The following is a 25,311-nucleotide window of genomic DNA, read 5'->3' on the forward strand; positions in this document are numbered from 1 at the left end:
GAATTATTGCAAACGCATTCACCTAATTTCGACATTTTTACATATTAAAAACTACACAATATGTAATAAAATAGGAGATATATCGCCTCATACTGCTTCTAAATGAAAAACAAAAAGCAGGTTATTCATCCCTGCTTTTTGTTTCTTTCCTGCCGTTCGATTTTTCTTTTTTTCTGTCTGGCTTTTTATCCGTAAAATCCCGTTCTGCAGCCGGACGGTAGATCCCGAATTCTTCGCCGATCTCTTCCCTGTACTGATTGAGCATCGAGTCGGCACCAGGAACAAGCAGTTTTCTTCTTGGCATGATGGACGCCTCCTTTTTTAGTATAGGATGCCCAATCACACTAAAAATATCGTCTCCTGTCAATGCTGTCCCTGATCCACTTGGTAGATGAACGCAAATACTTCTGCGACCACTTCATAGAGTTCTTGTGGGATTTTTTCATTGATCTCCAGCTGTGAAAGAAGTGCCACAAGGGAGGGATCCTTCTGGATGGGAATATTGTTTTCCTGGGCCACCGATAAAATTTTTTCTGCTGTTTTTCCCGTTCCTTTTGCTGTCAGCTTGGGCGCCGCCATATTCTCATGATAGGAAAGGGCAGCGGCACGAGGTAGTGTTTTCTCTTTATTCATATTCGCAAATCAACTCCATTCATAGGCTCAGGAGCGCTTTTAGCCAGTGCTGGCCGCTCCTTGCCTCCGCCCATTATCATAACCCCTGATAAGTGGTAATCGATTTGTTTGAGAGACTCCCGAAGCATCTCGATACGGTCCTGAGGTATCTTGTTGGCTTTCTCCTGGCCGTTCCAGATCTGCAAGGAGAGGATGCGGTTCTGAATCGTTACTCCTACTGTTGTTTCTTTCATATTTTCAAGCTGTAAAATAAAGAGAATTCGGCAAAAATCACTGTCGATTTCACCAGTTTCTGTTTTTTTTCCTTCCCATCTCACGGTAAGGTCAGCCGCCTGTATGCCTAACATCATCGGAAGCTGAAGCAGGACTTGTTGAACGTTCTCCTGGCTTTGGAGCATGTTCAGCTGAAGCCCGGTTATCTTATGCAGTACCTTTTCAGCCTGTGTTCCGAACGCTGCTGTCATCGTCTCGTTACTCTCAAGTACTTGAAGAAGGAGTGACTTTACACTTTTGTTCGCTGCTTCTTCCTGAGACTGTAAGGATTGCAACCTTGCTTCATGAAACAGGCCAAGATTGTCAACCTGCTTCTTAATGGCTGCCGGCAGCCTGTCTTTGCTGTGGTCGGATAAAAGTAAGGATTGAACGAAAGCACGATCTTCTTCAGGAAGTTCAGGCAGAAGCTTCAAAAGCTGGGTCATCGCTTGTTCCCGGCTTACACCCTGCTTTGAGAAAAATTTCTCCATATCAACGTTGGCTGCTGTTCCGTTTCCTTTTGACGTGCTGCCGGCTTTGATTTCCTCCAATGTCCTGGCAGGATCCAGCCACCCGGCTTTTTTTAGTATATATTCTAGCTGCCCGGCTGTTTTTGGCTGTTTTTCGCTTACTAAGGCATTGAGAATCGCTGCTGCCGGCTCTTCCAGTGATACAGCCACAGAACTTTTTAATACACCGTTTAACGCTTGCTTCAGCTCGTTTAACAGTCCGGCAGGTTGGTGATTATCGATCGTATTCAGGAGCCTCAACAGTTCTGTCCGCAGCGGGCCTGTTTTTTCATAAGCTTCCATGACCCTGAACGTACCTTCTGTCAATGGAATATCTCGCTTCATCATCTGGCGAAGAATTTCTGCTGTTTTCGGTTCATTGTTCTGTGAAATTCGAAACAAATCCGCAACTGTTGCCAGCTGTTCTTTTGTAGCAGGCAGTTTGGAAGTCAGCAAAAACTGAGCGGCCATTCTTGCTGCAGGATCTTTAGGAGATCCGAGATGTGCTGCCACAAATTCTGCAGAATTCATTTTACCGCCTTTTATGGCTTCCAGTTTCTTTAACGCCAGGGGTTCGGTTTGACTGACTCCAAACCAATAGCTTTCTCCTGCTTGAAGGGCGGTTTCCAGCAATGCTGTCCTAACCTCTCCCTGCAGAGACAATTTCGCCACGTTTCCTGGCAATATTTGCAATACCTTTGCTGCCGTCAGCTGTCCTTGCACCAATGCGGATCTGTTCTTGAAGGTTCCAAGCAGGGAAAGGAGCTCCCCGTTTTCTACTCTCATAAACTGCTCCTCCTTAAGCTTAAAGCAGTGAACCTTGCTGTACAGGAGAAAAGGATCGGCGGTGTTCCTCAACTGGACCGAATCTTTCCAATGCTTCAAGGTGCTCCTTCGTGCCATAGCCCATGTTTTTATTAAAATGATATTGAGGGTGGTTCCTGTGCAGCTTCTTCATATACCGGTCTCTAGTCACCTTTGCAATGATGGAAGCGGCCGCAATAGAAACACTTTTTGCGTCCCCTTTGATGATTTTGGACTGGGTAACAGCAAGGGGAAGTTCCATCGCATCAATCAGCAGATGATCAGGCTGCTCCTTCATAACTCCGACTGCTTTTACCATCGCTTTCTTGGAAGCTTGATAGATATTAATTTCATCAATTTCCTGTGCGGTCACCAGACCGATGCCGATCGAAACCGCGTTTTTCATGATTTCTCCAAATAATTCTTCACGCCGCGATTCACTGAGCATTTTTGAATCATTCAATCCTGGTATGTATGTGCCTGGTTTTAAAATGGCTGCAGCTGCAATCACAGGGCCTGCAAGAGGGCCTCTTCCCACTTCATCAACCCCTGCGATTACATGCTTTCCTTTACTGGTCCACTCCTTCTCAAACACCATCATCTGTTCATAGCGATCCTTGAGCAGCCGGGCAGATTCCAGTGCTTTTTCATGTCTCAAAATGATTTTCTTAACTCCGGAACGTTCATCACTCTGAAGTTCATCTATAAAAGCATCAAGCTCATTTTTTTCTTCTTTAAGCGCATGGATTCTTTCTTCAATTTCCTTGATCGTAAGTTTCATCGTCAACCTTCGCTTTCTATGTATATCGGCCATCATGAATTAATCATTTAGCAGTTCAGGTTTATTATAAAGAAAATAGGCACGCTTGTGCGTGCCTACTGGATAAAATCTTTTGGTCTTTCATACGACAATCTGCCTAATTTTTCAGAACGGATGTCGCGCAGCACTATTTCTGCTGTCTTCTCATAATCGATATAGCCGCCGCTCATCAAACAACCGCGTTTTTTTCCAATCTCATCAAAAAGGACGATCGGGTCTTCTGGAATTGACTCAAGATTGTATCGTTCCTGCAGCCGGGCAGGATAGTGAACCTTAAAATACTTAAGCGCAAACAGAACAATCTCCGAAAAATCAAGAAGTGTTTCTTTGATGGCTCCTGTTACAGCCAGCTTCAGCCCAATGGATGGATCCTCAAATTTCGGCCAAAGAATACCCGGTGTATCGAGTAATTCCAGTGCTGAACCCACTTTAATCCATTGCTGTTTTTTGGTGACACCCGGTTTATCACCGGTGACCGCAATGTTTTTTCCTGCCATCCGGTTGATGAGCGTGGATTTTCCAACATTGGGAATTCCAAGGATCAACGCTCGGACAGCTCTTGGCTTAACGATGCCTTTGGCTCTCATCTTATCGAATTTTTCCTTGACCAGTTCTTTTGCTTTTGCCTCAATACGATTAATGCCCTGGCCCGTTTTAGAATTAATCACAAGAACAGGGAGGCCTTTCTGCTCGAAATAGTCCGACCAAAGTTTTGTAACCTCCGGATCCGCCATATCCGCCTTGTTTAATAACAGCAGCCGCGGCTTTCCGGCTGTAATCTCGTCAATCATCGGATTGCGGGAGGCAAGGGGCACTCTCGCATCTACCAATTCAAAAACAACATCGATCAGTTTAAGTTTTTCTGTAATTTCTCGCCTGGCTTTTGCCATATGGCCAGGAAACCATTGGATGGTCATTCCTTCACCTACTTTACTACACCTATATCATTAATCGGCCAGAACTTCACGCTGGCTTTGCCGATAATATCATCCATGTCTACAGTGCCGATATTCCGGCTGTCACTGCTGTGCCTTCTGTTATCTCCTAGCACAAAAACTTTCCCCTTGGGAACAGTCTGTTTTCCTGTCACTTCATACAGAGTGAAATCATAGGTTAAGTTTCCATCTTTCGTCTGTTTCTTATACGGATCCAAATATTTTTCCTTTAGTGGTTTGCCGTTTACATACAGAGTATCGTTTTTGTATTCAATCTTGTCGCCTGGAAGGCCGATGACCCGTTTAATGTAATCCTTCGTTTCTGTCGCCTTGAACACGACGATATCAAATCGTTCCGGTTTATCCATTTTATTAACAACAAGCCGATCCCTGTTGTGCAAGGTAGGCATCATGGACTCGCCATCAACCACGATCGGAGCGAATAAAAAGTAACGAATTGCTCCGGCGAGAATCAAGGCCACTGCCAATGCTTTTAACCATTCCCAAGATTCTTTTTTCTGACGTGCCATACTTCATCCTCACATTCAACTTAATTTTTTTCACATTATTTTAAATATGTAAAAAGGAGCTTGAGATGAGTCAAGCTCCTTTTGTGTGTAATTAGCGAATCTCTTTAATACGCGCTGCTTTACCGCGAAGTGCACGCAAGTAGTAAAGCTTAGCACGACGAACTTTACCGCGTCGAACGACTTCAAGGTTCGCGATTTTAGGTGAATGTAAAGGGAATACACGCTCTACACCAACACCGTAAGAAATCTTACGAACAGTGAATGTTTCGCTTATTCCAGTTCCGCGCTTTTTGATTACAACGCCTTCGAAAAGCTGGATACGTTCGCGAGTTCCCTCGACAACTTTAACGTGAACACGAACAGTATCACCAGAACGGAACTTAGGTAGATCCGATTTTAGTTGCTCTTTAGCAAGCTCTGCAATAATCTGTTGCATAGTTATTGCCTCCTTCCGACAGATGTTCTTGCCTCGTTTTCTTCAGCAGCGGAACACCTTAATACTGGCCTAAGCCACGAGATTTATCTTACCATAGGAGAGAGACAGAGGCAAGTAGTTCCATAAAATTTAGTCCTCTTTTTTAACCTCTTCAAGCCATTTTTTCTCTTGAGGGGTTAAGTCCATTCCTTCTAACAGATCAGGCCTTCTTCTCCAAGTGCGTCTTAACGACTCTTTAGCACGCCATTCTTCAATGTTTTTATGATTCCCTGACAATAGGACCTCTGGCACCTTCATCCCCCTGAAATCTGCGGGTCTCGTATATTGGGGATGCTCGAGCATTCCGCTGCTGAACGAGTCCTTTACCGGTGACTCTTCATTGCCGAGAGCACCAGGGAGAAGCCTCGTCACACTATCGATAACGACCATCGCGCCGAGTTCACCGCCAGTGAGAACAAAATCGCCGATCGAGATCTCATCTGTCACTAAATTTTCCCGGATGCGTTCATCATATCCTTCATAGTGTCCGCAGACAAAAATCAAGTGCGATTCTTTCGAAAGCTCCTCCGCTTTTCGCTGGCTGTAGCGCTCCCCCTGCGGACAGAGAAGGATGACCCTCGGCTGCTTAGTATCATTCTCCCGCTTCAAGGCTTCTACAGCGTCAAACAGAGGCTGGGGTGTCAGGACCATGCCTGCTCCGCCGCCATAGGGGTAATCATCAACACGCCGGTGTTTGTTTTCTGTATACTCTCTAAAATCGGTCACATGAAACTGGACGAGACCCTTTTCCTGTGACTTTTTGAGGATAGATGAACCGAATACACCGGTAAACATCTCAGGAAACAGCGATAAGACATCAATCTTCATGTTAAATCAGACCATCCATCAGATGAATCGTGATTTGTTTGTTTTCGATATCCACCTTTTTTACAACTGGAGGAATGTAAGGAACCAGGATATCAGGCCCGAAGTTTTTTCGTTTCACGACCCATACGTCATTTGCTCCCGGAGAGAGAATTTCTTTTACCTTTCCGAGTTCTTCGCCTTCTACCGTTATCACCGTGCAGCCGATGATATCATGATAGAAGAATTCCCCCTCATCAAGTTCAACGGAATCGTCCGCAGGCGTTTTCAGGAGATGACCTTTATACTTTTCAACGTCGTTAATGTTCGGATGTTCTTCAAACTGCAAAAGGTCGAACTGTTTGTGAACCCTGTGCGCGGCTATGACAACCGGTATCAGGCTGCTCCCGTCTTCGAAATCCACATAAAGTGTGTTTCCTATTTTATATCGTTCTTCAGGAAAATCCGTTCGGGAGATCACCCGAACTTCCCCTCGTATACCATGTGTATTAACGATTTTTCCTACGTTTAACCATTTCGGCATATGTATCCACCCTTGTGCCCGTTTCTTATATACAGTGTGGGCTGAATGATTAGAATCTATAATCAAAAATCATTTAAAAGTGCAAAAAAGGGCTGAGGCTGCCCTCATCCCTTTTCAAGCTTAAAGAAGTAACTTTGCCGCCGAATTCAAATCCGGCTATACGATTTCTAGTGAAATACGTTTGTTCTGGCTTGTTCCAGCAGCATTGACAACAGTACGGATCGCTTTCGCCACCCGGCCTTGTTTGCCGATCACCTTGCCCATATCTGAGCTGTGCACGGTTAATTGATAAACAAGCTTTTCGCCATCAGCTACCTCTTTCACGCTGACGTCTTCTGGATGATCAACAAGAGCCTTAACAATCGTCTCGATTAACTCTGTCATCATATCATCACCCATTATTTTTGTAGTTTAGCGTTATGAAACTTTTCCATGATCCCTGCGTTAGAGAAAAGGTTACGTACAGTGTCTGAAGGCTTTGCGCCGTCAAGCATCCATTTAAGAGCCTGCTCTTCGTTGATTTTAACTTCTGCAGGATTAACAACTGGATTGTAAGTGCCAATCTCTTCGATAAAGCGACCATCACGCGGTGCGCGAGAATCTGCTACTACTACCCGATAAAATGGAGCTTTCTTTTGCCCCATGCGTTTTAAACGAATTTTTACTGCCATTGTAAAAATACACCTCCGAAAATTGTTCACACAAATCAATATAATATAATAAATTCCCAGCTTTGTAAACCAGAAAATTCATCCATTTTACATAAACGGAAATTTCATTCCGCCTTTTTTCTTGCCCTTCATCATACCGGACATTTGTTTCATCATCTTCTTCATATCGTCGAACTGCTTGATGAGGCGGTTTACTTCCTGTACGGTCCGTCCGCTCCCTTTCGCAATCCTTTTTCTTCTTGAAGCGTTGATGATCTCCGGCTGTTCTCTTTCGAGTTTGGTCATCGATCGAATGATAGCCTCGACATGGCCAATCTGTTTCTCATCTATGGAGACATTTTTCAAGCCCTTCATCTTGTTCGCGCCCGGCATCATGCTAAGCAGTTCATCAAGAGGGCCGAGGTTTCTGACCTGCCCCATCTGATCAAGGAAATCATCGAAAGTAAAAGACATGTCCCGCATCTTCTTTTGCAGTTCTTTTGCCTTTTCTTCGTCAACGTTAGTCTGTGCTTTTTCAATAAGCGTCAGCACATCACCCATTCCAAGAATCCTGGAGGACATTCTGTCTGGATGGAACGGTTCTAGCGCATCCATCTTTTCTCCCATACCGACAAACTTAATCGGGAGATCTGTCACTGCTTTAATGGAAAGTGCAGCACCGCCGCGAGTATCTCCATCAAGCTTGGTCAGTACGACACCCGTTAATCCAAGCTGCTCATTAAAGCTCTCGGCAACATTAACGGCGTCTTGCCCGGTCATGGCATCAACCACAAGGAAAATTTCATTGGGATTTGCCAGTTCTTTTACCTTTTGAAGCTCATCCATCAGTTCTTCATCAATGTGAAGGCGTCCTGCCGTATCGATGAGAACATAATCATGATGCTCTTCCTTTGCCTTAGCCAGTGCCTGTTTCGTGATCTCAACCGGGCTCACTTTGTCCCCCATTGAGAAAACAGGAAGACTCAGCTGTTTGCCAAGTGTTTCGATTTGCTGAATCGCTGCAGGACGATAGATATCGGCAGCCACCAGAAGAGGATTGCGGTTATGCTTCTTTCGAAGATGATTCGCAAGCTTCCCGGTTGTCGTCGTTTTCCCTGCCCCTTGCAGCCCGACCATCATAATGACGGTTGGCGGCCGGTTGTTGACAGCGATCTTGCTTTGTTCTCCGCCCAATAGAGCAGTGAGCTCTTCGTGAACGACCTTAACAACCTGCTGGCCTGGAGTAAGGCTCTTCAGCACTTCCTGACCTATGGAACGTTCTGTCACTCGCTTGATAAAATCTTTTACTACCCGGAAGTTAACATCGGCTTCCAATAGTGCAAGCCTGACTTCACGCATCATTTCTTTAACATCCGCTTCTGTTACCTTACCCTTGCCCCGGATTTTCTGCAAGGTGTTTTGAAGCCGGTCGGCTAATCCTTCAAATGCCATAGTATTGTCGCCTCCTATTCCATGTTTTCAAGGCGATCAATGATCTCAAGAACTTTATCAGACGAATTTCCGAGCAGTTCTTTTAATCTGGAAAGTAACTGATCGCGTTCCTGAAATTTCGCAAATAAACCGAGTTTTTCCTCGTATTCTTCAAGCATCGCCTCGGTCCGTTTTATATTATCATAAACGGCCTGGCGGCTTACATTATATTGTTCAGCGATTTCTCCAAGGGAAAAGTCATCCAGATAATAAAAAGCCATGTAATTCTTTTGCTTCGGTGTCAGCAAGGACTGATAAAAGTCATAAAGATAATTAATTCTCATCGTCTTATCCAGCATCCCAACACCCCTTGTTAAGTGAAAAGCCTTTACGTTAAATTATAGTACACTGTCGAAGAAACAATGTCAAGATTTTTTCTTGATAGATTAGAAAAGCTGAGATACCTGTTCAGGGACGACGAGCACTAGAGGTCTTTGGCATAAAACGCACTTTGTTTTCTGACGAAGACCGAAGTGATAGAGTCCCTGGGTGTCGAAGCTAGATCAAGAAAAGCTGAGATACCTGTTCAGGGACGACAAGCACTGGAGGTCTTTGGCATAAAACGCACTTTGTTTTCTGACAAAGACCGAAGTGATAGAGTCCCTGGGTGTCGAAGCTAGATCAAGAAAAGCTGAGATACCTGTTCAGGGACGACAAGCATTCTCCGCAAATACTGAGAAGTTGTCCGAAACACTTCCATTCAGCCAACCTCATACAAAAAAAGAAAAAGCGGATTACTCCGCTTTTTCTTCCTCCAATCCAGAAAAGAGTCCGTAGACAAACTGATCAGGATCAAATGCCTGCAGGTCGTCGATTTTTTCACCTAGGCCGACAAATTTCACAGGGATATCAAGTTCGTTCCGGATGCCGAGAACGATTCCGCCCTTGGCTGTACCATCGAGCTTAGTAAGTACAAGACCTGAAACATTTGTCGACTGGCTGAATATCTTCGCCTGGCTCATCGCATTCTGTCCAGTCGTCGCATCAACGACAAGCAATACCTCATGCGGTGCTCCCGGCACTTCCCGTTCGATAACGCGTTTCACTTTTTCAAGCTCATTCATTAAATTAACTTTGTTCTGCAGCCTTCCTGCAGTATCGCACAGCAGAACATCCACGTTTCTGGATTTGGCAGCTTTTACGCTGTCAAAAATAACGGCTGCAGGATCGGATCCTTCCTGATGTTTGATAACATCCACGCCTGCACGCTGCCCCCAGACTTCAAGCTGCTCGATCGCTCCAGCGCGGAATGTGTCCCCGGCAGCAAGCATCACGGTTTTCCCTTGTTGTTTCAGCTGATGAGCAAGTTTTCCGATCGTCGTCGTTTTCCCTACGCCGTTTACACCGACAAAAAGGATGACCGTCATGCCTTCTGTTTGAAGGTTCAGTGAGCCGTCCTGTTCTCCTTTATGGAGCATTCCAGCGAGTGTTTCTGAGATCGCGAATTTCAGTTCTTCTGTTTCCTGGATGTTTCTCGTACGCGCGATGTCCTTTAATTTGTCGATTAGATCCATAACCGTATGGACGCCTACATCGGCACTGATCAAAATTTCTTCCAGTTCCTCGAAAAATTCTTCATCAACTTTTCTGTACCGCTTAACGAGGTCATTGACTTTTGTCGAAAAAGAAGTTCGGGTCTTTTCCAGTCCGCTTTTGAATTTTTCAGATACAGAGTCTGTTTGAGAAGTGAATTTGTCTTTTAGTCGTTTTAAGAAGCTCATAGGTTCCTCCTTCAAATTCATACATGATACATTACTTTGCCCCGACGAGATCCCTTGATTCCTCCAGCTTGACGGAAACAAGTTTGGAAACCCCGGATTCCTGCATCGTAACGCCGTACAGCACGTCCGCTTCCTCCATCGTTCCTTTACGGTGGGTGACGACGATAAACTGAGTTTCATTGCTGAACGTTCGCAAATAGCTCGCATAGCGGCTGACATTGGCATCATCCAGTGCGGCTTCCACCTCATCAAGGATGCAGAAAGGAACAGGACGGACTTTCAAAATGGCAAACAGCAGGGCAATAGCGGTCAGCGCCCGCTCTCCGCCGGACAATAGGGCCAGATGCTGCAGCTTTTTACCTGGAGGCTGAGCAAGGATATCCACGCCGGTCGTCAGCAGGTTTTCCGGATTGGTTAAAGATAAATCTGCCCTTCCTCCGCCAAACAGCTCTTTGAAGATCTGGCCGAAATGTGAGCGGATATTTGTGAACGTCTCCTCGAACCTCTTCTTCATTTCTTCGTCCATCTCATCGATGACTCCATGCAGTGTCTGTTTTGCTTCGACGAGATCCGCTCTTTGTTCTGTCAGGAAATCAAAACGCTGCGATACGCGTTCATACTCTTCGATGGCACCAAGGTTCACCATGCCGAGTTCTTCTATCGCGAGTTTGATTAATTTGACTTTCTTCCTCGCCTCAGCTGCCTCCATGGTCAGCTGGAATTGTTCCTTCGCACCTTCAAAGGAAAGCTCGTATTCTTCCCGAAGATGGGTGAGGCGGTTGTCGAGCTCAACATCGAGCCTGTTGATGCTCACCTCTTCTGTACGGAGGGCATCGTTCAGCTGTTTAAGAATGCGTTTTGATTCTTTCAGTTCACGGTCCCTGCCCTCCACTTGCTGGTACACCGTGAGTCTTTCCTGTCTGCGCTGAGAGATGAGCTGAAGTACAGAATTCTTGTCTTGCCTTTTTTTGGCGATGTGTCCATCAAGTATTTCTTCACCTGATGAATTGCTGTTCATCTCTTCTTCCAGCATCCAAAAATCCTGCTCAGTCTCTTTAAGCTGATCGTTCACTTCTCGGAGTTCCATCTGGATCCTCTCCAGTTTCTCTTCCTGGTTCGCCGTTTGCTGGTCTTTTTCTGCAATCTTGATTTTTAAAGCGGTGGCTGACTGCTGAATCTCTTCTTTCGAGGTTTGCTGGTCTTTCTTACGGGCATCCAGCTGTTCGATCTGATCCTCGAGCGATTTCGCGTCTTTCACATTTCTCTCTAATGAAATCTGAAGTTCTTTAATCCTTTCAGCGATCGTGCTTTGTTCCGAATGATAGCTATTCTTCTCCCGGTCATACAGAGAGAGGCGGTCATTCAGGTTTTTCTCTTCGATCTCAATTTCGCGCAGTCTGCTTTTTACAGACTGCTCCTTTAGCCTGCTGTTCTCTCCTTCTTCACGGAAGGATTCGAGCTGAGATCTCAACTCTGTAATCGCTGTTTTTGAGTCCTTTACCTGCTCTTCGATGACAGCTGTCTGCTGTTCCATTTTCTCCAGTTTTCCAGTGACCGTGTCCAGTTCCCGCTGTCTTCCAAGGAGCGAGGAATTCTTTTGTTTGACGCTTCCTCCCGTCATGGAGCCGCCAGCACTGACTACATCTCCTTCAAGGGTAACAATCCGATACCTGTAACGGAGGGTTTTGGCGATCTCGTTCGCTCCCTCGATAGTTTTAGTGATCACGATGTTGCCAAGCAGGTTGGCGATGATCGTCTTGTATTTGCTGTCTCCAGTTACGAGCTGAGAAGCCACTCCGACATATGCAGAGTGCGAAGCGACCAAACTGATTTCAGACGGTGAGATAAAACGCCCCTTAATGACAGATAGAGGGAGGAACGTAGCTCTCCCGAATCTTTTTTTCTTTAAAAAAGCGATAGCGGCAACGGCATCCTTTTCACTTTGGGTAACAACGTGCTGCATGGATCCGCCGAGAGCCGTTTCGATGGCTGTCTCGATGTCAGCCGGTACGCTGATGAGTTCAGCGACCGCACCTTCAATGCCCTGCAGTACGGTTCCTTTGGCTTTAAGGACTTCTTTTACACCCTGCATAAATCCCTGGTACTCATCCTGCATGGATTCAAGCCATTCTTTTTTTGATTTGAACTGCTGAATGAACTGATAGGCTTGATACAGCTTGCTTTGCATTTCTTCGTTCTCTTTTTCTTTTTGTTCAAGCTGTTGTTTTAATCCGGCATACTGCTTTAAGTGAGACTGAATATTCTCCTCAGCTTCCTTAGCCTTCTCGAGCAATTCTTTTTTATCTGAGGTGACTCTTTCACGTTCAGCTACATATTTCTCGTGTTCTTGATCCAGCCTGCTCGACTTGAACTGCTGCTGGTTCTGCTGATCCGATAAATAACGAATTTCATTCTTAATGGAAGCCTGGCTGTTCAAGTTCTCGAAGTAGTCACTTTTTAAACGTTCCAGCTCTGCTTCAAGATCGAGCTCGATGATAGAAAGACGGTTCTCCTCTTCCTTCAGTTGGCTGCGGAGTGAACGCAGTTCCTTCTTCTGTTCGCCAAAAATCTTGGTCCCTTCTGTAGAAGCAGCCTGGAGCTCCTCGCTTTTTTTCTTCAGTGTCTGAATCTGCTGTTTGAGAGACTCTTTATTCTGATGATAGTTTTTCTTTCGTTCTTTTAAGACTTCGCGTTTCCCTTCAAGCTTTTCAAGCTCTTCGCTCGCGACGAGAAGCGACTGCTGCAGTTCGTCTATGGATTCGTCCAATGCCTGTATGTCGGCTCTGGCTCGTTCGAGTGATGCTTCTTCATTTTTCACTTTCGATAATAGTGCGAAATCTTTATTTTTGAGTTCTTCTACGAGTGTAGATTGTTTTTCCCATTTTTCATGCAGTTCTTCAATTTCAAAAACCGTCAAAGCCACTTCGATCTGCTGAAGTTCTTCTTTTTTCTCAAGAAAATCCTTGGCGATGGAGGCCTGTATTTTTAAAGGCTCAACTTGTCCTTCTAGTTCATAAAGTATATCTTCCACCCGGTTCAGGTTTTCCTGAGTTTCCTGCAATTTTTGCTCTGCTTTTTGTTTACGGGTTTTGTATTTCAGGACCCCGGCTGCCTCTTCAAAGATCTTTCTTCTGTCTTCCGCCTTACTGCTCAAGATCTCTTCGATCTTCCCTTGGCCGATAATCGAATACGCTTCACGGCCAAGACCGGAATCCATGAACAGATCCACGATGTCTTTCAGGCGGCACTGCTGTTTATTCAACAAATATTCACTGTCGCCCGAACGGTACACTCTGCGGGTGACACTGATTTCATTATATTCAAGCGGTATATGCTGATCTTCATTATCAAGCGTTAGCGTTACTTCAGCCACGTTCAGCGGTTTGCGGTTATCGCTTCCAGCGAAGATGATATCTTCCATCTTTGAACCGCGGAGCGATTTGGCCGATTGCTCACCAAGCACCCAGCGGACGGCATCCGAAATGTTGCTTTTACCGCTGCCGTTCGGCCCTACGACCGCAGTCACACCAGGCACAAATTCAATATTGATTCGATCCGCAAAAGACTTAAAACCTACTACATCTAACCGTTTGAGGAACATCTTAATCCCCCTTATGTATTCTTAACTAATTTATTTTACCATAGATCAACTTACAAATAGATTCTTTTATGCTACAATTATGTAATATTGAGGATAGAAAGGGTGCTACTATGAACTTATCCACTCCCAGCCAGGAGAACATAGAGTTTATGATAGAAGGCTTGAAAAAAAAGCTCCAGCTCGTAAACTCAGGTCTGATCCAAGGTGATGATTACACCGTTGACCAATATGATGACATAAAAGAACTTTATGATATGGTAATGAAAATGCCTGGATTCAGTGTACGAGATATGGAAGGCATCGTCTCCGAGCTCGGTTCCCTAAAAAAGAAGTAAGCGTTCATACATAATCATAAGAAAAACACCCTTTTCGCAGGGTGTTTTTTTTATTGTTTCATTATCTTCTCGAGCGCTTCCTGTGCAGCATGCTGCTCTGCTTCTTTTTTAGAACGTCCAAAACCGACTCCGAACGTATCTTCATTTAACTTTACCTCAGATACGAATTCCCGGTTATGCGCCGGCCCTTTTTCCTGAATGATTTTATAATCAATCGTTCCAAGACCTTCTCGCTGAACATATTCCTGAAGCTGGCTCTTAAAATCCATCACATGAGAAAAAGCACCTTCATTAATTCGGGGAAAAACATTCACTTCCAGAAATCCTTTAACGGCTTCGATTCCTTTATCAAGGTACAGTGCACCGATAAAGGCTTCAAACACATCTGCGAGCAATGCCGGCCGTGTGCGTCCGCCGGTGTTTTCTTCGCCTTTGCCCAGCAAAACATAATCCCCAAAATGAAGCTCGTTGGCCAAAATAACGAGAGATGGCTCACAGACAATGGCTGCTCTTAATTTTGTTAACTCTCCTTCGCTCATAGTCGAAAACTTTGAGTAAAGAAATTGAGAAATTGTCAATTCAAGAACTGCATCCCCTAAAAATTCAAGCCGTTCGTTGTCTTCGTAAGGACGTCCCCGATGCTCATTCACATATGATGAATGGGTAAATGCCTGAACCAGTAATTTTTCATTGTCAAAGAAGAGATTAATTCGTTCCTGTAAGGGAGCTACCTTTTGTTTGCGTACCTTTTCATCCATCTGTTTTCTTGCCTGATGCTTAAATCTCTGTCTCGAATGTTTCTTTAAATTTGATGTCTGTTTCTTTGAACCTTTCATCATTGCCTCCTGCAAACACTTAGAGGGTATCGGCATTATTCTTCTGCCAACAGGTTTAAAGTCCCGCACCATCTGTTACGGGACTTTGTTCAGCATAAAATTAGTTGTTGTTGCTGTTTATGTAATTAACAACGTCACCAACCGTTGTAATTTTTTCAGCATCCTCGTCGGAAATTTCCAAATCAAACTCGTCCTCAAGTTCCATAACTAATTCAACAACATCCAAGGAATCAGCACCTAGATCTTCTTTAAAAGAAGCTTCGGTTTTAACCTCAGCAGCGTCTACACCAAGACGATCTACGATAATCTTTGAAACTCTTTCTAATACGTCTGCCATGTGTATTCACCTCCTTTCAATAATATATACCATTTCATAAGAAAAAAAAAGATAGAAAAGATAGAAATGCTTAAGTGGCCTGTTTAGAGACGAAAAATGGCGGAAGTCTCACACAGCAACACGGTCCTTGTGTTGGAGGGGGAGACTGAAGCCTTCGAGTCTCTGGCCACTGAAGCTGGATTCCATAAAAACTGAGAAGCTCTCCTTAGGCTTCCCAGTTTTCGCTATTCTTACATCACCATTCCGCCGTCGACGTGGATCGTCTGTCCAGTAATATAGGAACTGCAGTCGCTTGCTAGGAACGTGACGAGGGAGGAGATGTCTTCCGTGCTCCCAAAACGGGCAAGCGGTATTGCCTTCAGCATCTCACCTTTTACATTTTCTTCAAGAACGTGTGTCATATCCGTATCAATGAATCCTGGAGCCACTGCGTTCACCGTAATATTTCTGCTGGCTAATTCTTTAGCCGTTGATTTTGTCAATCCGATAACACCTGCTTTGGCTGCAACATAATTGGCCTGGCCAGGATTTCCGGTTACACCGACAATGGAGGAGATATTAATGATTCTCCCCTTTCTCTGCTTCATCATCTGGCGGGTTACGGCTTTTGTGCAGAGGAATACACCTTTTAAGTTGGTGTCAAGGACAGCGTCCCACTCGTCCTCTTTCATTCTCATGATCAGGTTGTCTCTCGTGATACCTGCGTTATTCACTAGAATGTCCAGAGCACCAAACTTTTCAATAACTGTTTTAACCATAGCTGATACCGATTCACTATCTGCCACATTTGCTTGTACAGCGATAGCATCCTGGCCCATTGATCTTATCTCATCTACGACTTCCTGCGCCTTCGCTTCACTGCCTGCATAGTTTACGGCCACTTTAGCGCCGTTTTTTGCCAGTTCCAACGCGATGGCCCTTCCGATTCCCCTGGATGCGCCTGTAACAAGAGCTGTTTTTCCTTTTAACATCAGTTTTACTCTCCCTTCAGCTTTTCCGCTGCTGCATTTATGGTTGCTTCATCACTGATGGCGATGACATTTGCCCGGCGATTCACTTTCTTCACGAGGCCTGACAGCACTTTACCTGGTCCGATTTCGATAAAGGTATCTACACCTAAAGCCATTAGTTCATTAATGGTCTCTTCCCATCTGACCGGAGAGTAGATTTGCTTGACGAGCTTTTCTTTTATTTCCCCTGCATCTGTTACCGGTTTTGCAGAGACGTTCGCAAGGACCGGAATTTCTGCATCCTGAATCGTAATCGAGTCAAGAACATCCTGCATTTTCTCAGCTGCCGGTTCCATTAAGGAAGAATGGAAAGGTCCGCTCACTTGCAGTGGGATCACTTTTGCACCGTTTTCTTTCGCAAGGCTTGAAGCGTCTGCAACTCCCTGAGCAGTACCAGAAATAACGATCTGCCCCGGACAGTTAAGATTAGCGACCTGAACAGCATGCCCGTTCTCGGTAACCTTTTCTGTAATGGCTTCAAGTTCCTCCTGTTTCATTCCCAGGATGGCAGACATCGCACCGACTCCTGTCGGCACGGCTTCTTCCATAAAAAGGCCACGCTGTCTGACCGCGTTTACAGCATCTTCAAACGACAGGCTGCCTGCCGCCACAAGAGCTGAATATTCTCCAAGACTGTGCCCGGCTGCATAGTCAGCTTTGATCCCATATTTCTTAAAAACTTCCAAAACAGCAATACTTGCAGTCAGCAGGGCCGGCTGTGTGTTTTCTGTTCGTTTTAAGTCTTCTTCAGGCCCTTCAAAAATGATAGAAGACAAAGAGATACCGAGCTTTTCATCTGCGGTATCAAAGATAGTTCGGGCTTCTACGAAATTTTGTGCCAGTTCTTGCGCCATTCCAACGCTTTGGGAGCCCTGTCCCGGAAAAAGAAAAGCAATTTTACCCATTATTCTTCCCCCTTTTGTTCTTCTCTTTCAAATTCTTTCATCTTTTCAGCTATGATTTGAACAACATTTTTCTCTACCATCGTTCTCGTTTGTCTTACCGCATTAAAAATCGCGTTCTCATCGGAAGAGCCATGGGCTTTTACTACCGGTGCAGCAAGCCCAAATAATCCCGCTCCGCCATACTCTGAATAGTCCAGCTTGTTCTTCAGGCCTTTAAGCCGGGGTTTTAAAATTCCAGCTGCAATCTTGCTGACAGCGGTCGCTGTAAGCTCCTGCTTAAGCATGGAAAACATCGTCAGCGCGGTACCTTCTATCGTTTTCAGCACTACATTTCCAGAAAACCCATCGCAGACGACAACATCAGCTGCTCCGTTCAGGAGGTCCCTCGCTTCAACGTTACCGATAAAGTTCACGGGAGCTTCTTTCAGCAGCTGAAAGGCCGCTTTGCTTAAGGCATTCCCTTTTTCATCCTCCGTGCCGACATTCAAAAGACCGACTCTCGGAGAACTCGTTCCCCTTACTTGCTCTGCATATGTACTTCCCATGATAGCGTACTGCAGCAGATGCTCAGGTTTTGCATCCATATTGGCGCCTACATCCAGGAGCAAAAACCCCTTCCCGTCTACTGTCGGAAGCGTCGGAGATAGAGCCGGACGGTCAATACCGCTGATCCTGCCGACGTTAAACAGACCAGAAGCCATAAGTGCTCCAGTATTCCCTGCTGAGATACAGGCATCCGCCCGCCCCTCTTTTACCTCTTTAGCGGCGAGAACCATGGAAGCGTTCTTTTTCTTCCGCACTGCACGTACAGGTTCATCATCGCTTGCTATTTTTTCTTCCGTGTGAATGACTTCAATGTTTTTTGCAGAAGTCAGATAAGGAGAGATTTTCTTTTCATCTCCAATTAAAATCACTGTAAGATCATCAAAGGCAGAAAGTGCTTTTAAAGCTCCTTTAACCTGAGCTTCCGGAGCATTGTCGCCTCCCATTGCATCGATGGCAATTCTCATGTCTTACTCCCTTCCCTTCCTTCTCCAGTTGAACGGAACATGATGAACTCCCCGGAAAAAACAGCCTCTTTATCTACATAGCTCGTAACTTCCACTGTCGTCCGGTAGCCTTCAATGCTGCTCACCCTTGCCTTGGCAACAACTCGCTCCCCTTCTTTTACTTGCCGGGTAAAACGGATCTTTGCCTTTGAAGTAAGGGCCAGATCATCGTTTATAATGGCTACGGCAAGTGAGTTTGCCTGTGCAAACAGATGATGCCCCCTTGCTATTTTTGTCCGGGAAAACACATGTTCACTCTTTATGTCCAATATGGATATCGCTGCTTCGTCCAGCTGGAGATCAATAATTTCGCCGATTACTTCCTCGAGCGGAAGGGCTTTAACGGTATCCAGCTGCTGCTGTGCAACATTTTTGATCCGTTCCCTTAGTTCCGGGATCGAAAGTTCAAGACGGTCAAGCCTTATGGTCTGGACACTGACAGTGAATATATCCGCCAGTTCTTCATCCGTAATAAATGGCGTCCTTTCAATCGTAGCTTTCAGCAAAGCCTGTCGTTCTTTTTTCGTTCTTTTCATGTATACACCATCCAGATATGCCATTTAAGCATCAGCCTCTATGGATGCACGGTTTTTCGCTTTTTAAGAGCTGGTACTAACAGTAGTATATAATAGCAGCTATATCATTTCAAGAAAGGACCTATTCGTCAGAAGGCAGAACCCTCATCAATCAAGGCGTTCCGATGTTAACACGCCTTCCTTTTCCAAGAAGCTTCTAAGCGGAGCGTAGGCCGCTTCATGAAAAAGCGCTTCTGAATTGACGAGCCGGGAAGCATCGTTCCTCGCCACCTCGAGCACACGGTAGTCATGCACGATATCTGCGATCTTAAAATCTGGAAGCCCGCTCTGTTTGCTGCCGAAGAAGTCCCCCGGGCCTCTAAGTTCAAGGTCTTTTTCCGACAGAACAAAACCATCAGAGGTTTCTGTCATGATCCTCATTCTTTCTTTTCCCTCTTCTGATTTCGGGTCAGCGATTAATATACAATACGACTGATCACTTCCACGGCCGACGCGGCCCCTGAGCTGATGAAGCTGTGACAGGCCAAACCTTTCCGCATCGTAGATCACCATCATCGTGGCGTTCGGTACGTTTACTCCGACTTCTACTACGGTCGTAGATACCAGAACATGGCACTTATTCTCAGCAAATTCTCTCATCACTTCCTCTTTTTCAGAGGAATGGAGCCTTCCATGCATTAAGCCGACCCTGTATTGAAGAAAATAGTGCTGCAGCTGTGCATGTACATCAATCGCATTCTGAACATCCAGCTTGTCTGACTCCTCAATAAGCGGACAAATCACATAGGCCTGTCTCCCTTGATCAAGCTCTTTCTGTACAAAACCTAGAACACGGTCAAGCATGTTATGTTTAGCCCAATAGGTTTCGATGGCTTTTCTGCCGGCTGGCATTTCGTCGATGACAGAAACATCCATGTCTCCAAACACGGAGATTGCAAGCGTTCGCGGAATGGGGGTTGCTGTCATGAACAGCACATCCGGACTTTGTCCTTTTTCGCGAAGCACCCGGCGCTGTTTGACGCCAAAACGATGCTGTTCATCAGTTATGACAAGGCCTAATTGATGAAATACAACCTCATCCTGAATGAGTGCGTGTGTACCAATTAACACATCCACTTCTCCCTCTATAAGCCTTGCTAAAATATCTGCCCGTCTTTTCCCTTTCACAGAACTTGTCAGCAATTCCACCTTAATCTGATGAGGTTCAAGCAGCTGGAGAAGCGAATGGTAGTGCTGTTCCGCCAATATTTCAGTCGGTACCATCAAAGCTCCTTGGCTTCCTGAGGAAAAAGCTGCAAATAGAGCGATGGCTGCAACGACTGTTTTGCCAGATCCGACATCTCCTTGAAGAAGGCGGTTCATCCTGTGGGGAGATGACATGTCCTTTAAAATCTCATGAGTGACCCGCTGCTGGGCATTCGTCAGCGGGAAGGGCAAAGAAGTAACAAACCTGTTGACATCATCCATGCTGAAATGCAGTTTTTCTCCGGCAGACTGTTCACGGTTGATCTTTTTAAACATTTGCATCTTAAGCTGAAAAAGCAGGAATTCCTCATATACCATCCGGCGGCGTGCCTGTTTTAAATGTTCAAAACTCTGCGGAAAGTGCAGGCTGTATAGCGCTTGTTTTCTCGGCCAAAGCTTATAGGACTCCAAACTCTCCTTCGGAAGCACTTCCTCAACCTCCTCACCATATTGGTTGAAGGCGAGTTTGATCAACCGCCTTACTTGCTTCACGCTCATCTCTCCCTTGACCGGATAGATGGGATCGATACTTTCATCTTGCGGCTGCAGTCCAAATTTAATGTCATTAACGGTCAGGGTCATTTTATGAGCATCCCATTTTCCTGTGAGGGTAACCGTCTGTCCAGGTGTCAGCTGCTTTTTTAAATATGGCTGATTAAAAAAGACAGCGGTTATTAAATAACGTCCGATCAGCACCCTGATGCTGAGTTTTGATTTTTTTCTTGGAAAATAACGGAGAGAAGGTTCGCTGTGAACCTTCCCTTCGATTGTTGCCCTCTCTTCATGTTTAACATCGGCCAGATCTTTCAGCTGATGATTGTCATAGCGGAACGGCAAATATTCAAGCAGATCCATCACTGAGACAACCCCAAGCTCTTTCAGTTCTTCTGATTTGCTCTCACCAATCCCATTGATCTCTGTCACTTTTAATTCGTTAAGCTTCATTTTTTATCCAGGGCTATTCCAAATATTTTCGCTTCAAGCTCCCGGGCAGTTGGTGTAGCCGCCAAACCTCCTTGCGCTGTTTCTTTCAGTGCTGTCGGCATGGATTGCCCGATCTTGTACATCGCATCGATGACTTCATCGCACGGAATCCTGCTCTTGATTCCTGCGAGCGCCATATCAGCAGCAACAATTGCATTGCTTGCTCCCATGGCGTTCCGCTTTACACAAGGTACTTCTACAAGGCCTGCAACAGGATCACAAACGAGCCCGAGCATGTTCTTCAGAGCGATAGCCATCGCTTCTGCGGACTGTGAAGGTGTCCCGCCAGCTAGCTCAACAATGGCCGCTGCTGCCATACCGGTCGCTGATCCGACTTCTGCCTGGCAGCCCCCGGCAGCACCTGAAATAGAAGCATTGTTGGCGACTACAAATCCGAAAGCTCCAGAAGCAAATAAAAAGGCGACCATCTGCTCTCTTGTCGGATTTAATTTATCTTTCAAGGCAAAGAGCGTTCCAGGAACCACTCCTGCTGAGCCTGCTGTAGGGGTAGCACAGATGGTTCCCATAGCCGCGTTGACTTCATTGGTTGCGATAGCTTTACTGACTGCATCCAGCATGAACTCACCTGAAAGGCTTTTCCCGCTTTTTAAATAATTCTGAAGGAGGATGGCATCCCCGCCAGTCAATCCGGAATGAGATTTAACATCTTCCGTTATTCCTCGTTCAACAGCTTCTTCCATCACCTTTAAGTTTCTGTCCATCTGGCTGATGATTTCATCTTTCGTCCGGCCCGTAAACTCCATTTCCTGCTCAATCATGATATCTGAAATCTTGCATTCTTTTGCCTCGGCAAGTTCCACTAGTTCGGCAACATTACGAAACATACTTACTACTTCCTTTCAAGGTTACTCATTAATTTTTACCACTTGCTGAACAATTGGCAGCGATTCAATCTCCTCGATGAGTACCGGGTCTATATTTTGGTCTACTTCAATGATCATGAGAGCTTCTTGTCCTTTTTCTTTCCGTGAAACCCGCATGTGGCCAATATTGATCTGATGCTTGGCGAGAATATTTGCAACTCCTGCGATGGCTCCGTATCTGTCGTTATGAACAATCAGCATTGCAGGATGGTTTCCGCTCAGCTTCAATTCAAAACCGTTAAGCTCAACTATCTCTATTTTCCCTCCGCCGATCGAAATCCCAACCATTTCAATTTTTCCATTCTGGTCACCAAGAATGATCTTTGCGGTATTGGGATGATCGGTCAGTGCATCTTCCTCGCTCATCTTTATATCAATACCTTGCTCTTCTGCCAATGAAAGCGCATCCACAATCCTAGTATCAAAAGTATCAAAATCAAGGATTCCGCCAACGATGGCCACATCAGTCCCGTGTCCGCGGTACGTTTTTGCAAACGAACCATAAAAAGAAATATGGGCATATTCTGGCTTCCTGCCAAACAGGTGGCGGGCGACCCTCCCGATTCGTGCAGCTCCTGCTGTATGGGAGCTTGAAGGCCCAATCATGACCGGCCCGATTATATCAAAAACACTTTTGTATTTCATTCATGTCCCTCCGATAAAAATATATAGCTGACATAAAAAATATTCCCTCCATTACTGTATCATAACTCAACAATAATGGAGAGAACATTTTACCTACTCAACTGAGATAATAAAAGGATATAGCGGCTGGCTGCCTTCATGAACTTCCACTTCTACAGAAGGGAAAGATTCCTCGATAAACTGAACTAAACGTTTCGTATCTTCATCCGATGCATCTTCACCGGAAATCAGGGTGATGATTTCAGAATCCTCATCAATCATTTCCTTTACAAGCTCCTGAACCGCTTCATCTTTATTCGGCATGGAAGCTACGATCTTGCCGTTCAAGATCCCCATGAAATCGCCTTTTGAAATCTCGACGCCATCAATGGCAGTATCTCTTACAGCAAATGTAAGCTGTCCGGATTTTACGCTTGAAAGCGCGTCTGTCATCTTCTTTTGATTTTCTTCCAATTCGGCTGAAGGGTTAAACACAAGCAGAGCCGCCATTCCCTGAGGAACGTTTTTAGAGCGTACGACGATTACATCCTGGCCGACGATGGATGCTGCCTGCTCTGCAGCCATAACAATGTTTCCGTTGTTCGGAAGTACGATTACTTTTTCAGCATTCACTTCTTCAATGGCTTTGACGATATCTTCGGTACTAGGGTTCATCGTTTGTCCGCCTTCAATAACGTAACCGGCACCGAGTGAAGTGAACAATTCTTTAATGCCGCTCCCCATCGCTACGGTAACGATGCCATATGCTTTTTTCTCTGGTTTAGCTTCAGGCATCTTAACGGGCACATGTGTCTCAGATTCCAAAATAGCAGTATGCTGCTCACGCATGTTTTCAATTTTAATGTTGATCAGACTACCATGTTTCTGAGCAAGGGTAAGCATGTTGCCCGGCTGTTCCGTATGAATATGAACTTTTACAAGATCATCATCGGCAACAACAAGCAAAGAATCGCCATGCTCGTTTAATTCATTGCGGAATGCTTCCTCACTGAAAGGCGCCTTCTTTAATTTCTCAGGTTCGAATTTCACCATAAACTCTGTACAGTATCCGAAATGGATGTCTTCGGTTTTCATATGAAGCTGTGCTTTATGGTGCTCGGCATTAACCATTTCCTTCATAGAAGGCGATTGCGGAGAAATTTCAGGAAGGTCCTTTCCTTCCAGCGCGGAAAGAAAGCCTTCATAAACCGTCAGAAGGCCTTGTCCGCCTGAATCAACAACGCCTACTTCTTTCAATACCGGAAGCAAGTCAGGTGTTCTGTCCAGGGAAGCTTTGGCTTCCGTTACAACTTCGTACATGACGAAAAGGATATCATCACTTTTTTTGGCCGCCTTAACGGCACGTTTTGCCGCATCTTTAGCCACCGTAAGAATGGTTCCCTCGATTGGCTTCATCACAGCCTTATAGGCTGTTTCTACTCCGTTCTCAAATGCTCTTGCAAAGTCAGCCGAAGTAATGGTTTCTTTTCCTTCGATTGATTTTGAAAAACCACGGAAAAGCTGGGATAATATAACCCCGGAGTTGCCTCTTGCCCCCATGAGCAAGCCTCGGGAAAAAGAGCTCGCGACTTTACTGATATCGGGAATTATGTTGTTTTGAACTTCTTTTGCACCAGAAGTAATCGTAAGGTTCATGTTGGTTCCTGTATCCCCATCTGGCACAGGAAAAACATTAAGGGCATCTACCATTGCTGCGTTTTTTGATAAGTTTGCGGCTCCCAATGCAACCATGGCCGCAAACTTTTTACCGTCTAAAACTGTTAAAGACACGAACTTTCCTCCTAACTAAGGGGTTGTTACCCTTACACCCTGAACAAAAATGTTAACAGAATCTACTGAGAGACCCAGCATTTGATCGAGGGTATATTTCACTTTTGTCTGTACATTATGGGCTACTTCAGAAATCTTTGTTCCGTAGCTTACAATAATATACATGTCAATATGTACTTCATCTTCTTCCTGCCGAACCACAATCCCCCGGGAGAAGTTGTCACGTCCTAAAAGTTCGGTAATACCATCCTTTAACTGCTTCCTGGAAGCCATGCCTACAATTCCGTAGCAATCAATAGCAGCGCCGCCAGCAATAGTAGCGATCACTTCCGTAGAAATGTCAATCTGGCCGTATTTATTCTTCATTTCGATGGACATGATGAATCCCCCTTTAATCAATCAATTATGGCTAAACCTCATTTTACTATAAAATTAAGTTTTATGAAAGGACAACTCCATTTGACAATAGTCACAAAGCTGTGTCAAGCCTTTTTACTTGAAATGCGAAAAATCATTTGTTGCTTTTCTTTAGTGGTCATGCTACTATAGGTTAGTATTTAACATACGACTGATATGATACAGTTTTACTGTTATAAAGGAGGTACAATTATGTCACGCAAATGTTACGTTACTGGTAAAGGACCTAAAACAGGAAACAAGCGTTCCCACGCATTGAACAAATCTAAAAAGAGCTGGGGAGTAAACGTTCAAAAAGTCCGCATCTTGGTTGACGGGAAGCCTAAACGTGTTTATGTTTCTGCACGTGCCCTTAAATCTGGAAAAATTGAACGCGTTTAATCGCTCTTAAGACAACGGCATCCCCGTTGTTTTTTAATTTCCAAAAGAAAAAAGCACCCATCAAGGGTGCTTTTTTCTTTTGGATGGAAGTGATTATCCTTTTTTAAATGAACCTAAAACCGCACGTACAAATCCCCCTAAAAACCTAGGCAGTTTAATGGTGTAAAATTTCATCATACCCCTCCTCCAGGCCCTTTGAAAAATAAGA

Annotated in this window: 29 protein-coding genes; 2 read left to right on the top strand and 27 right to left on the bottom strand. The window is 45.0% G+C overall.

The window, feature by feature from the left end; genetic code table 11:
* Positions 1 to 121: 121 nt before the first annotated feature.
* The 15 genes from P4361_RS14015 to smc all read right to left on the bottom strand — a co-directional run bounded on the left by P4361_RS14015 (position 122) and on the right by smc (position 13,769).
* Positions 122 to 304 carry a hypothetical protein gene (locus tag P4361_RS14015; RefSeq protein WP_328089794.1) on the bottom strand — a complete coding sequence of 61 codons (183 nt, stop codon included), beginning with the start codon at positions 302 to 304 and terminating at the stop codon, positions 122 to 124.
* Positions 305 to 363: 59 nt separating this feature from the next.
* Complete coding sequence (locus P4361_RS14020; protein WP_053354510.1) at positions 364 to 633, bottom strand: EscU/YscU/HrcU family type III secretion system export apparatus switch protein; 270 nt, start codon at positions 631 to 633, stop codon at positions 364 to 366.
* Complete coding sequence (locus tag P4361_RS14025; protein ID WP_328089795.1) at positions 630 to 2,180, bottom strand: hypothetical protein; 1,551 nt, start codon at positions 2,178 to 2,180, stop codon at positions 630 to 632. The genes P4361_RS14020 and P4361_RS14025 overlap by 4 nt, the downstream gene beginning before the upstream one ends.
* Before the next feature lie 19 nt (positions 2,181 to 2,199).
* Positions 2,200 to 2,979: a ribonuclease HII gene (locus tag P4361_RS14030; RefSeq protein ID WP_328089796.1), complete on the bottom strand. Its 780-nt coding sequence runs from the start codon at positions 2,977 to 2,979 to the stop codon at positions 2,200 to 2,202.
* A 95-nt stretch (positions 2,980 to 3,074) separates the two neighbouring features.
* The gene (gene ylqF / locus P4361_RS14035) at positions 3,075 to 3,935 is read right to left on the bottom strand and encodes a ribosome biogenesis GTPase YlqF (protein ID WP_091005405.1); all 861 of its coding nucleotides are present in this window, start codon (positions 3,933 to 3,935) and stop codon (positions 3,075 to 3,077) included.
* Between the two features lie 8 nt (positions 3,936 to 3,943).
* Entirely contained in the window at positions 3,944 to 4,483 is a 540-nt protein-coding gene (lepB, locus tag P4361_RS14040) for a signal peptidase I (protein WP_053354514.1), read from the bottom strand.
* Positions 4,484 to 4,574: 91 nt separating this feature from the next.
* Positions 4,575 to 4,919 carry a 50S ribosomal protein L19 gene (gene rplS, locus P4361_RS14045; RefSeq protein WP_007202524.1) on the bottom strand — a complete coding sequence of 115 codons (345 nt, stop codon included), beginning with the start codon at positions 4,917 to 4,919 and terminating at the stop codon, positions 4,575 to 4,577.
* A 129-nt stretch (positions 4,920 to 5,048) separates the two neighbouring features.
* Positions 5,049 to 5,786 carry a tRNA (guanosine(37)-N1)-methyltransferase TrmD gene (trmD, locus tag P4361_RS14050; protein WP_328089797.1) on the bottom strand — a complete coding sequence of 246 codons (738 nt, stop codon included), beginning with the start codon at positions 5,784 to 5,786 and terminating at the stop codon, positions 5,049 to 5,051.
* Between the two features lies 1 nt (position 5,787).
* Positions 5,788 to 6,306 carry a ribosome maturation factor RimM gene (gene rimM, locus P4361_RS14055; protein ID WP_328089798.1) on the bottom strand — a complete coding sequence of 173 codons (519 nt, stop codon included), beginning with the start codon at positions 6,304 to 6,306 and terminating at the stop codon, positions 5,788 to 5,790.
* A gap of 156 nt (positions 6,307 to 6,462) precedes the next feature.
* The gene (locus P4361_RS14060; RefSeq protein WP_328090023.1) at positions 6,463 to 6,690 is read right to left on the bottom strand and encodes a KH domain-containing protein; all 228 of its coding nucleotides are present in this window, start codon (positions 6,688 to 6,690) and stop codon (positions 6,463 to 6,465) included.
* 14 nt (positions 6,691 to 6,704) lie between these two features.
* On the bottom strand, positions 6,705 to 6,977 hold the full coding sequence (gene rpsP / locus P4361_RS14065; protein WP_053354517.1) for a 30S ribosomal protein S16: 273 nt from the start codon (positions 6,975 to 6,977) through the stop codon (positions 6,705 to 6,707).
* 87 nt (positions 6,978 to 7,064) lie between these two features.
* Positions 7,065 to 8,408 (bottom strand): signal recognition particle protein, encoded by a 1,344-nt coding sequence (ffh, locus tag P4361_RS14070; protein WP_053354518.1) that lies wholly within the window; start codon positions 8,406 to 8,408, stop codon positions 7,065 to 7,067.
* A gap of 14 nt (positions 8,409 to 8,422) precedes the next feature.
* Positions 8,423 to 8,746, bottom strand: coding sequence for a putative DNA-binding protein (locus P4361_RS14075; RefSeq protein WP_062231712.1), 324 nt, complete (start codon positions 8,744 to 8,746; stop codon positions 8,423 to 8,425).
* 435 nt (positions 8,747 to 9,181) lie between these two features.
* Positions 9,182 to 10,168 carry a signal recognition particle-docking protein FtsY gene (gene ftsY, locus P4361_RS14080; protein WP_053354520.1) on the bottom strand — a complete coding sequence of 329 codons (987 nt, stop codon included), beginning with the start codon at positions 10,166 to 10,168 and terminating at the stop codon, positions 9,182 to 9,184.
* Between the two features lie 31 nt (positions 10,169 to 10,199).
* Entirely contained in the window at positions 10,200 to 13,769 is a 3,570-nt protein-coding gene (smc, locus tag P4361_RS14085; protein ID WP_328089799.1) for a chromosome segregation protein SMC, read from the bottom strand.
* A 110-nt stretch (positions 13,770 to 13,879) separates the two neighbouring features.
* Here smc and P4361_RS14090 point away from each other — a divergent pair, with 110 nt between their 5' ends.
* Positions 13,880 to 14,104, top strand: a complete 225-nt coding sequence (locus tag P4361_RS14090) for a DUF1128 domain-containing protein (protein ID WP_053354522.1) — start codon at positions 13,880 to 13,882, stop codon at positions 14,102 to 14,104.
* Positions 14,105 to 14,154: 50 nt separating this feature from the next.
* Here P4361_RS14090 and rnc read toward each other — a convergent pair whose 3' ends face one another.
* The 11 genes from rnc to P4361_RS14145 all read right to left on the bottom strand — a co-directional run bounded on the left by rnc (position 14,155) and on the right by P4361_RS14145 (position 24,683).
* The gene (rnc, locus tag P4361_RS14095) at positions 14,155 to 14,940 is read right to left on the bottom strand and encodes a ribonuclease III (protein WP_425590271.1); all 786 of its coding nucleotides are present in this window, start codon (positions 14,938 to 14,940) and stop codon (positions 14,155 to 14,157) included.
* A gap of 100 nt (positions 14,941 to 15,040) precedes the next feature.
* Complete coding sequence (gene acpP / locus P4361_RS14100) at positions 15,041 to 15,277, bottom strand: acyl carrier protein (protein ID WP_053354523.1); 237 nt, start codon at positions 15,275 to 15,277, stop codon at positions 15,041 to 15,043.
* Positions 15,278 to 15,507: 230 nt separating this feature from the next.
* Positions 15,508 to 16,248, bottom strand: a complete 741-nt coding sequence (gene fabG, locus P4361_RS14105) for a 3-oxoacyl-[acyl-carrier-protein] reductase (protein ID WP_328089800.1) — start codon at positions 16,246 to 16,248, stop codon at positions 15,508 to 15,510.
* Between the two features lie 5 nt (positions 16,249 to 16,253).
* Positions 16,254 to 17,192: an ACP S-malonyltransferase gene (gene fabD, locus P4361_RS14110; protein WP_328089801.1), complete on the bottom strand. Its 939-nt coding sequence runs from the start codon at positions 17,190 to 17,192 to the stop codon at positions 16,254 to 16,256.
* Entirely contained in the window at positions 17,192 to 18,202 is a 1,011-nt protein-coding gene (plsX, locus tag P4361_RS14115) for a phosphate acyltransferase PlsX (protein WP_062231702.1), read from the bottom strand. Before plsX ends, fabD begins: the two co-directional genes overlap by 1 nt.
* Positions 18,199 to 18,777: a transcription factor FapR gene (gene fapR / locus P4361_RS14120; RefSeq protein ID WP_053358278.1), complete on the bottom strand. Its 579-nt coding sequence runs from the start codon at positions 18,775 to 18,777 to the stop codon at positions 18,199 to 18,201. Before fapR ends, plsX begins: the two co-directional genes overlap by 4 nt.
* A 147-nt stretch (positions 18,778 to 18,924) precedes the next feature.
* Positions 18,925 to 20,967, bottom strand: a complete 2,043-nt coding sequence (recG, locus tag P4361_RS14125) for an ATP-dependent DNA helicase RecG (RefSeq protein ID WP_328089802.1) — start codon at positions 20,965 to 20,967, stop codon at positions 18,925 to 18,927.
* Entirely contained in the window at positions 20,964 to 21,851 is an 888-nt protein-coding gene (sdaAA, locus tag P4361_RS14130) for an L-serine ammonia-lyase, iron-sulfur-dependent, subunit alpha (protein WP_062231698.1), read from the bottom strand. The genes recG and sdaAA overlap by 4 nt, the downstream gene beginning before the upstream one ends.
* Positions 21,852 to 21,872: 21 nt before the next feature.
* On the bottom strand, positions 21,873 to 22,535 hold the full coding sequence (sdaAB, locus tag P4361_RS14135; RefSeq protein ID WP_328089803.1) for an L-serine ammonia-lyase, iron-sulfur-dependent subunit beta: 663 nt from the start codon (positions 22,533 to 22,535) through the stop codon (positions 21,873 to 21,875).
* 93 nt (positions 22,536 to 22,628) lie between these two features.
* Complete coding sequence (locus P4361_RS14140; protein ID WP_328089804.1) at positions 22,629 to 24,305, bottom strand: DAK2 domain-containing protein; 1,677 nt, start codon at positions 24,303 to 24,305, stop codon at positions 22,629 to 22,631.
* A 15-nt stretch (positions 24,306 to 24,320) separates the two neighbouring features.
* Positions 24,321 to 24,683 carry an Asp23/Gls24 family envelope stress response protein gene (locus P4361_RS14145; RefSeq protein WP_053354531.1) on the bottom strand — a complete coding sequence of 121 codons (363 nt, stop codon included), beginning with the start codon at positions 24,681 to 24,683 and terminating at the stop codon, positions 24,321 to 24,323.
* Positions 24,684 to 24,914: 231 nt separating this feature from the next.
* On the opposite strand from P4361_RS14145, the gene rpmB reads away from it, so the two are divergent.
* Positions 24,915 to 25,103, top strand: a complete 189-nt coding sequence (gene rpmB / locus P4361_RS14150; RefSeq protein WP_053354532.1) for a 50S ribosomal protein L28 — start codon at positions 24,915 to 24,917, stop codon at positions 25,101 to 25,103.
* 93 nt (positions 25,104 to 25,196) lie between these two features.
* On the opposite strand, the gene spoVM is transcribed toward rpmB, so the two are convergent.
* The gene (gene spoVM, locus P4361_RS14155) at positions 25,197 to 25,277 is read right to left on the bottom strand and encodes a stage V sporulation protein SpoVM (RefSeq protein ID WP_053354533.1); all 81 of its coding nucleotides are present in this window, start codon (positions 25,275 to 25,277) and stop codon (positions 25,197 to 25,199) included.
* Positions 25,278 to 25,311 lie beyond the last annotated feature (34 nt).

This window comes from Fictibacillus sp. B-59209 (assembly GCF_036216745.1).
GTDB lineage: Bacteria > Bacillota > Bacilli > Bacillales > Fictibacillaceae > Fictibacillus_C > Fictibacillus_C marinisediminis.

What these genes read in the sequence shown, in the direction of transcription:
- P4361_RS14015 (WP_328089794.1), bottom strand. Translation starts at nt 304, where the DNA reads ATGCCAAGAAGAAAACTGCTTGTTCCTGGTGCCGACTCGATGCTCAAT.
- P4361_RS14020 (WP_053354510.1), bottom strand. Translation starts at nt 633, where the DNA reads ATGAATAAAGAGAAAACACTACCTCGTGCCGCTGCCCTTTCCTATCAT.
- P4361_RS14025 (WP_328089795.1), bottom strand. Translation starts at nt 2,180, where the DNA reads ATGAGAGTAGAAAACGGGGAGCTCCTTTCCCTGCTTGGAACCTTCAAG.
- P4361_RS14030 (WP_328089796.1), bottom strand. Translation starts at nt 2,979, where the DNA reads ATGAAACTTACGATCAAGGAAATTGAAGAAAGAATCCATGCGCTTAAA.
- ylqF (WP_091005405.1), bottom strand. Translation starts at nt 3,935, where the DNA reads ATGACCATCCAATGGTTTCCTGGCCATATGGCAAAAGCCAGGCGAGAA.
- lepB (WP_053354514.1), bottom strand. Translation starts at nt 4,483, where the DNA reads ATGGCACGTCAGAAAAAAGAATCTTGGGAATGGTTAAAAGCATTGGCA.
- rplS (WP_007202524.1), bottom strand. Translation starts at nt 4,919, where the DNA reads ATGCAACAGATTATTGCAGAGCTTGCTAAAGAGCAACTAAAATCGGAT.
- trmD (WP_328089797.1), bottom strand. Translation starts at nt 5,786, where the DNA reads ATGAAGATTGATGTCTTATCGCTGTTTCCTGAGATGTTTACCGGTGTA.
- rimM (WP_328089798.1), bottom strand. Translation starts at nt 6,306, where the DNA reads ATGCCGAAATGGTTAAACGTAGGAAAAATCGTTAATACACATGGTATA.
- P4361_RS14060 (WP_328090023.1), bottom strand. Translation starts at nt 6,690, where the DNA reads ATGACAGAGTTAATCGAGACGATTGTTAAGGCTCTTGTTGATCATCCA.
- rpsP (WP_053354517.1), bottom strand. Translation starts at nt 6,977, where the DNA reads ATGGCAGTAAAAATTCGTTTAAAACGCATGGGGCAAAAGAAAGCTCCA.
- ffh (WP_053354518.1), bottom strand. Translation starts at nt 8,408, where the DNA reads ATGGCATTTGAAGGATTAGCCGACCGGCTTCAAAACACCTTGCAGAAA.
- P4361_RS14075 (WP_062231712.1), bottom strand. Translation starts at nt 8,746, where the DNA reads ATGCTGGATAAGACGATGAGAATTAATTATCTTTATGACTTTTATCAG.
- ftsY (WP_053354520.1), bottom strand. Translation starts at nt 10,168, where the DNA reads ATGAGCTTCTTAAAACGACTAAAAGACAAATTCACTTCTCAAACAGAC.
- smc (WP_328089799.1), bottom strand. Translation starts at nt 13,769, where the DNA reads ATGTTCCTCAAACGGTTAGATGTAGTAGGTTTTAAGTCTTTTGCGGAT.
- P4361_RS14090 (WP_053354522.1), top strand. Translation starts at nt 13,880, where the DNA reads ATGAACTTATCCACTCCCAGCCAGGAGAACATAGAGTTTATGATAGAA.
- rnc (WP_425590271.1), bottom strand. Translation starts at nt 14,940, where the DNA reads ATGAAAGGTTCAAAGAAACAGACATCAAATTTAAAGAAACATTCGAGA.
- acpP (WP_053354523.1), bottom strand. Translation starts at nt 15,277, where the DNA reads ATGGCAGACGTATTAGAAAGAGTTTCAAAGATTATCGTAGATCGTCTT.
- fabG (WP_328089800.1), bottom strand. Translation starts at nt 16,248, where the DNA reads ATGTTAAAAGGAAAAACAGCTCTTGTTACAGGCGCATCCAGGGGAATC.
- fabD (WP_328089801.1), bottom strand. Translation starts at nt 17,192, where the DNA reads ATGGGTAAAATTGCTTTTCTTTTTCCGGGACAGGGCTCCCAAAGCGTT.
- plsX (WP_062231702.1), bottom strand. Translation starts at nt 18,202, where the DNA reads ATGAGAATTGCCATCGATGCAATGGGAGGCGACAATGCTCCGGAAGCT.
- fapR (WP_053358278.1), bottom strand. Translation starts at nt 18,777, where the DNA reads ATGAAAAGAACGAAAAAAGAACGACAGGCTTTGCTGAAAGCTACGATT.
- recG (WP_328089802.1), bottom strand. Translation starts at nt 20,967, where the DNA reads ATGAAGCTTAACGAATTAAAAGTGACAGAGATCAATGGGATTGGTGAG.
- sdaAA (WP_062231698.1), bottom strand. Translation starts at nt 21,851, where the DNA reads ATGTTTCGTAATGTTGCCGAACTAGTGGAACTTGCCGAGGCAAAAGAA.
- sdaAB (WP_328089803.1), bottom strand. Translation starts at nt 22,535, where the DNA reads ATGAAATACAAAAGTGTTTTTGATATAATCGGGCCGGTCATGATTGGG.
- P4361_RS14145 (WP_053354531.1), bottom strand. Translation starts at nt 24,683, where the DNA reads ATGTCCATCGAAATGAAGAATAAATACGGCCAGATTGACATTTCTACG.
- rpmB (WP_053354532.1), top strand. Translation starts at nt 24,915, where the DNA reads ATGTCACGCAAATGTTACGTTACTGGTAAAGGACCTAAAACAGGAAAC.
- spoVM (WP_053354533.1), bottom strand. Translation starts at nt 25,277, where the DNA reads ATGAAATTTTACACCATTAAACTGCCTAGGTTTTTAGGGGGATTTGTA.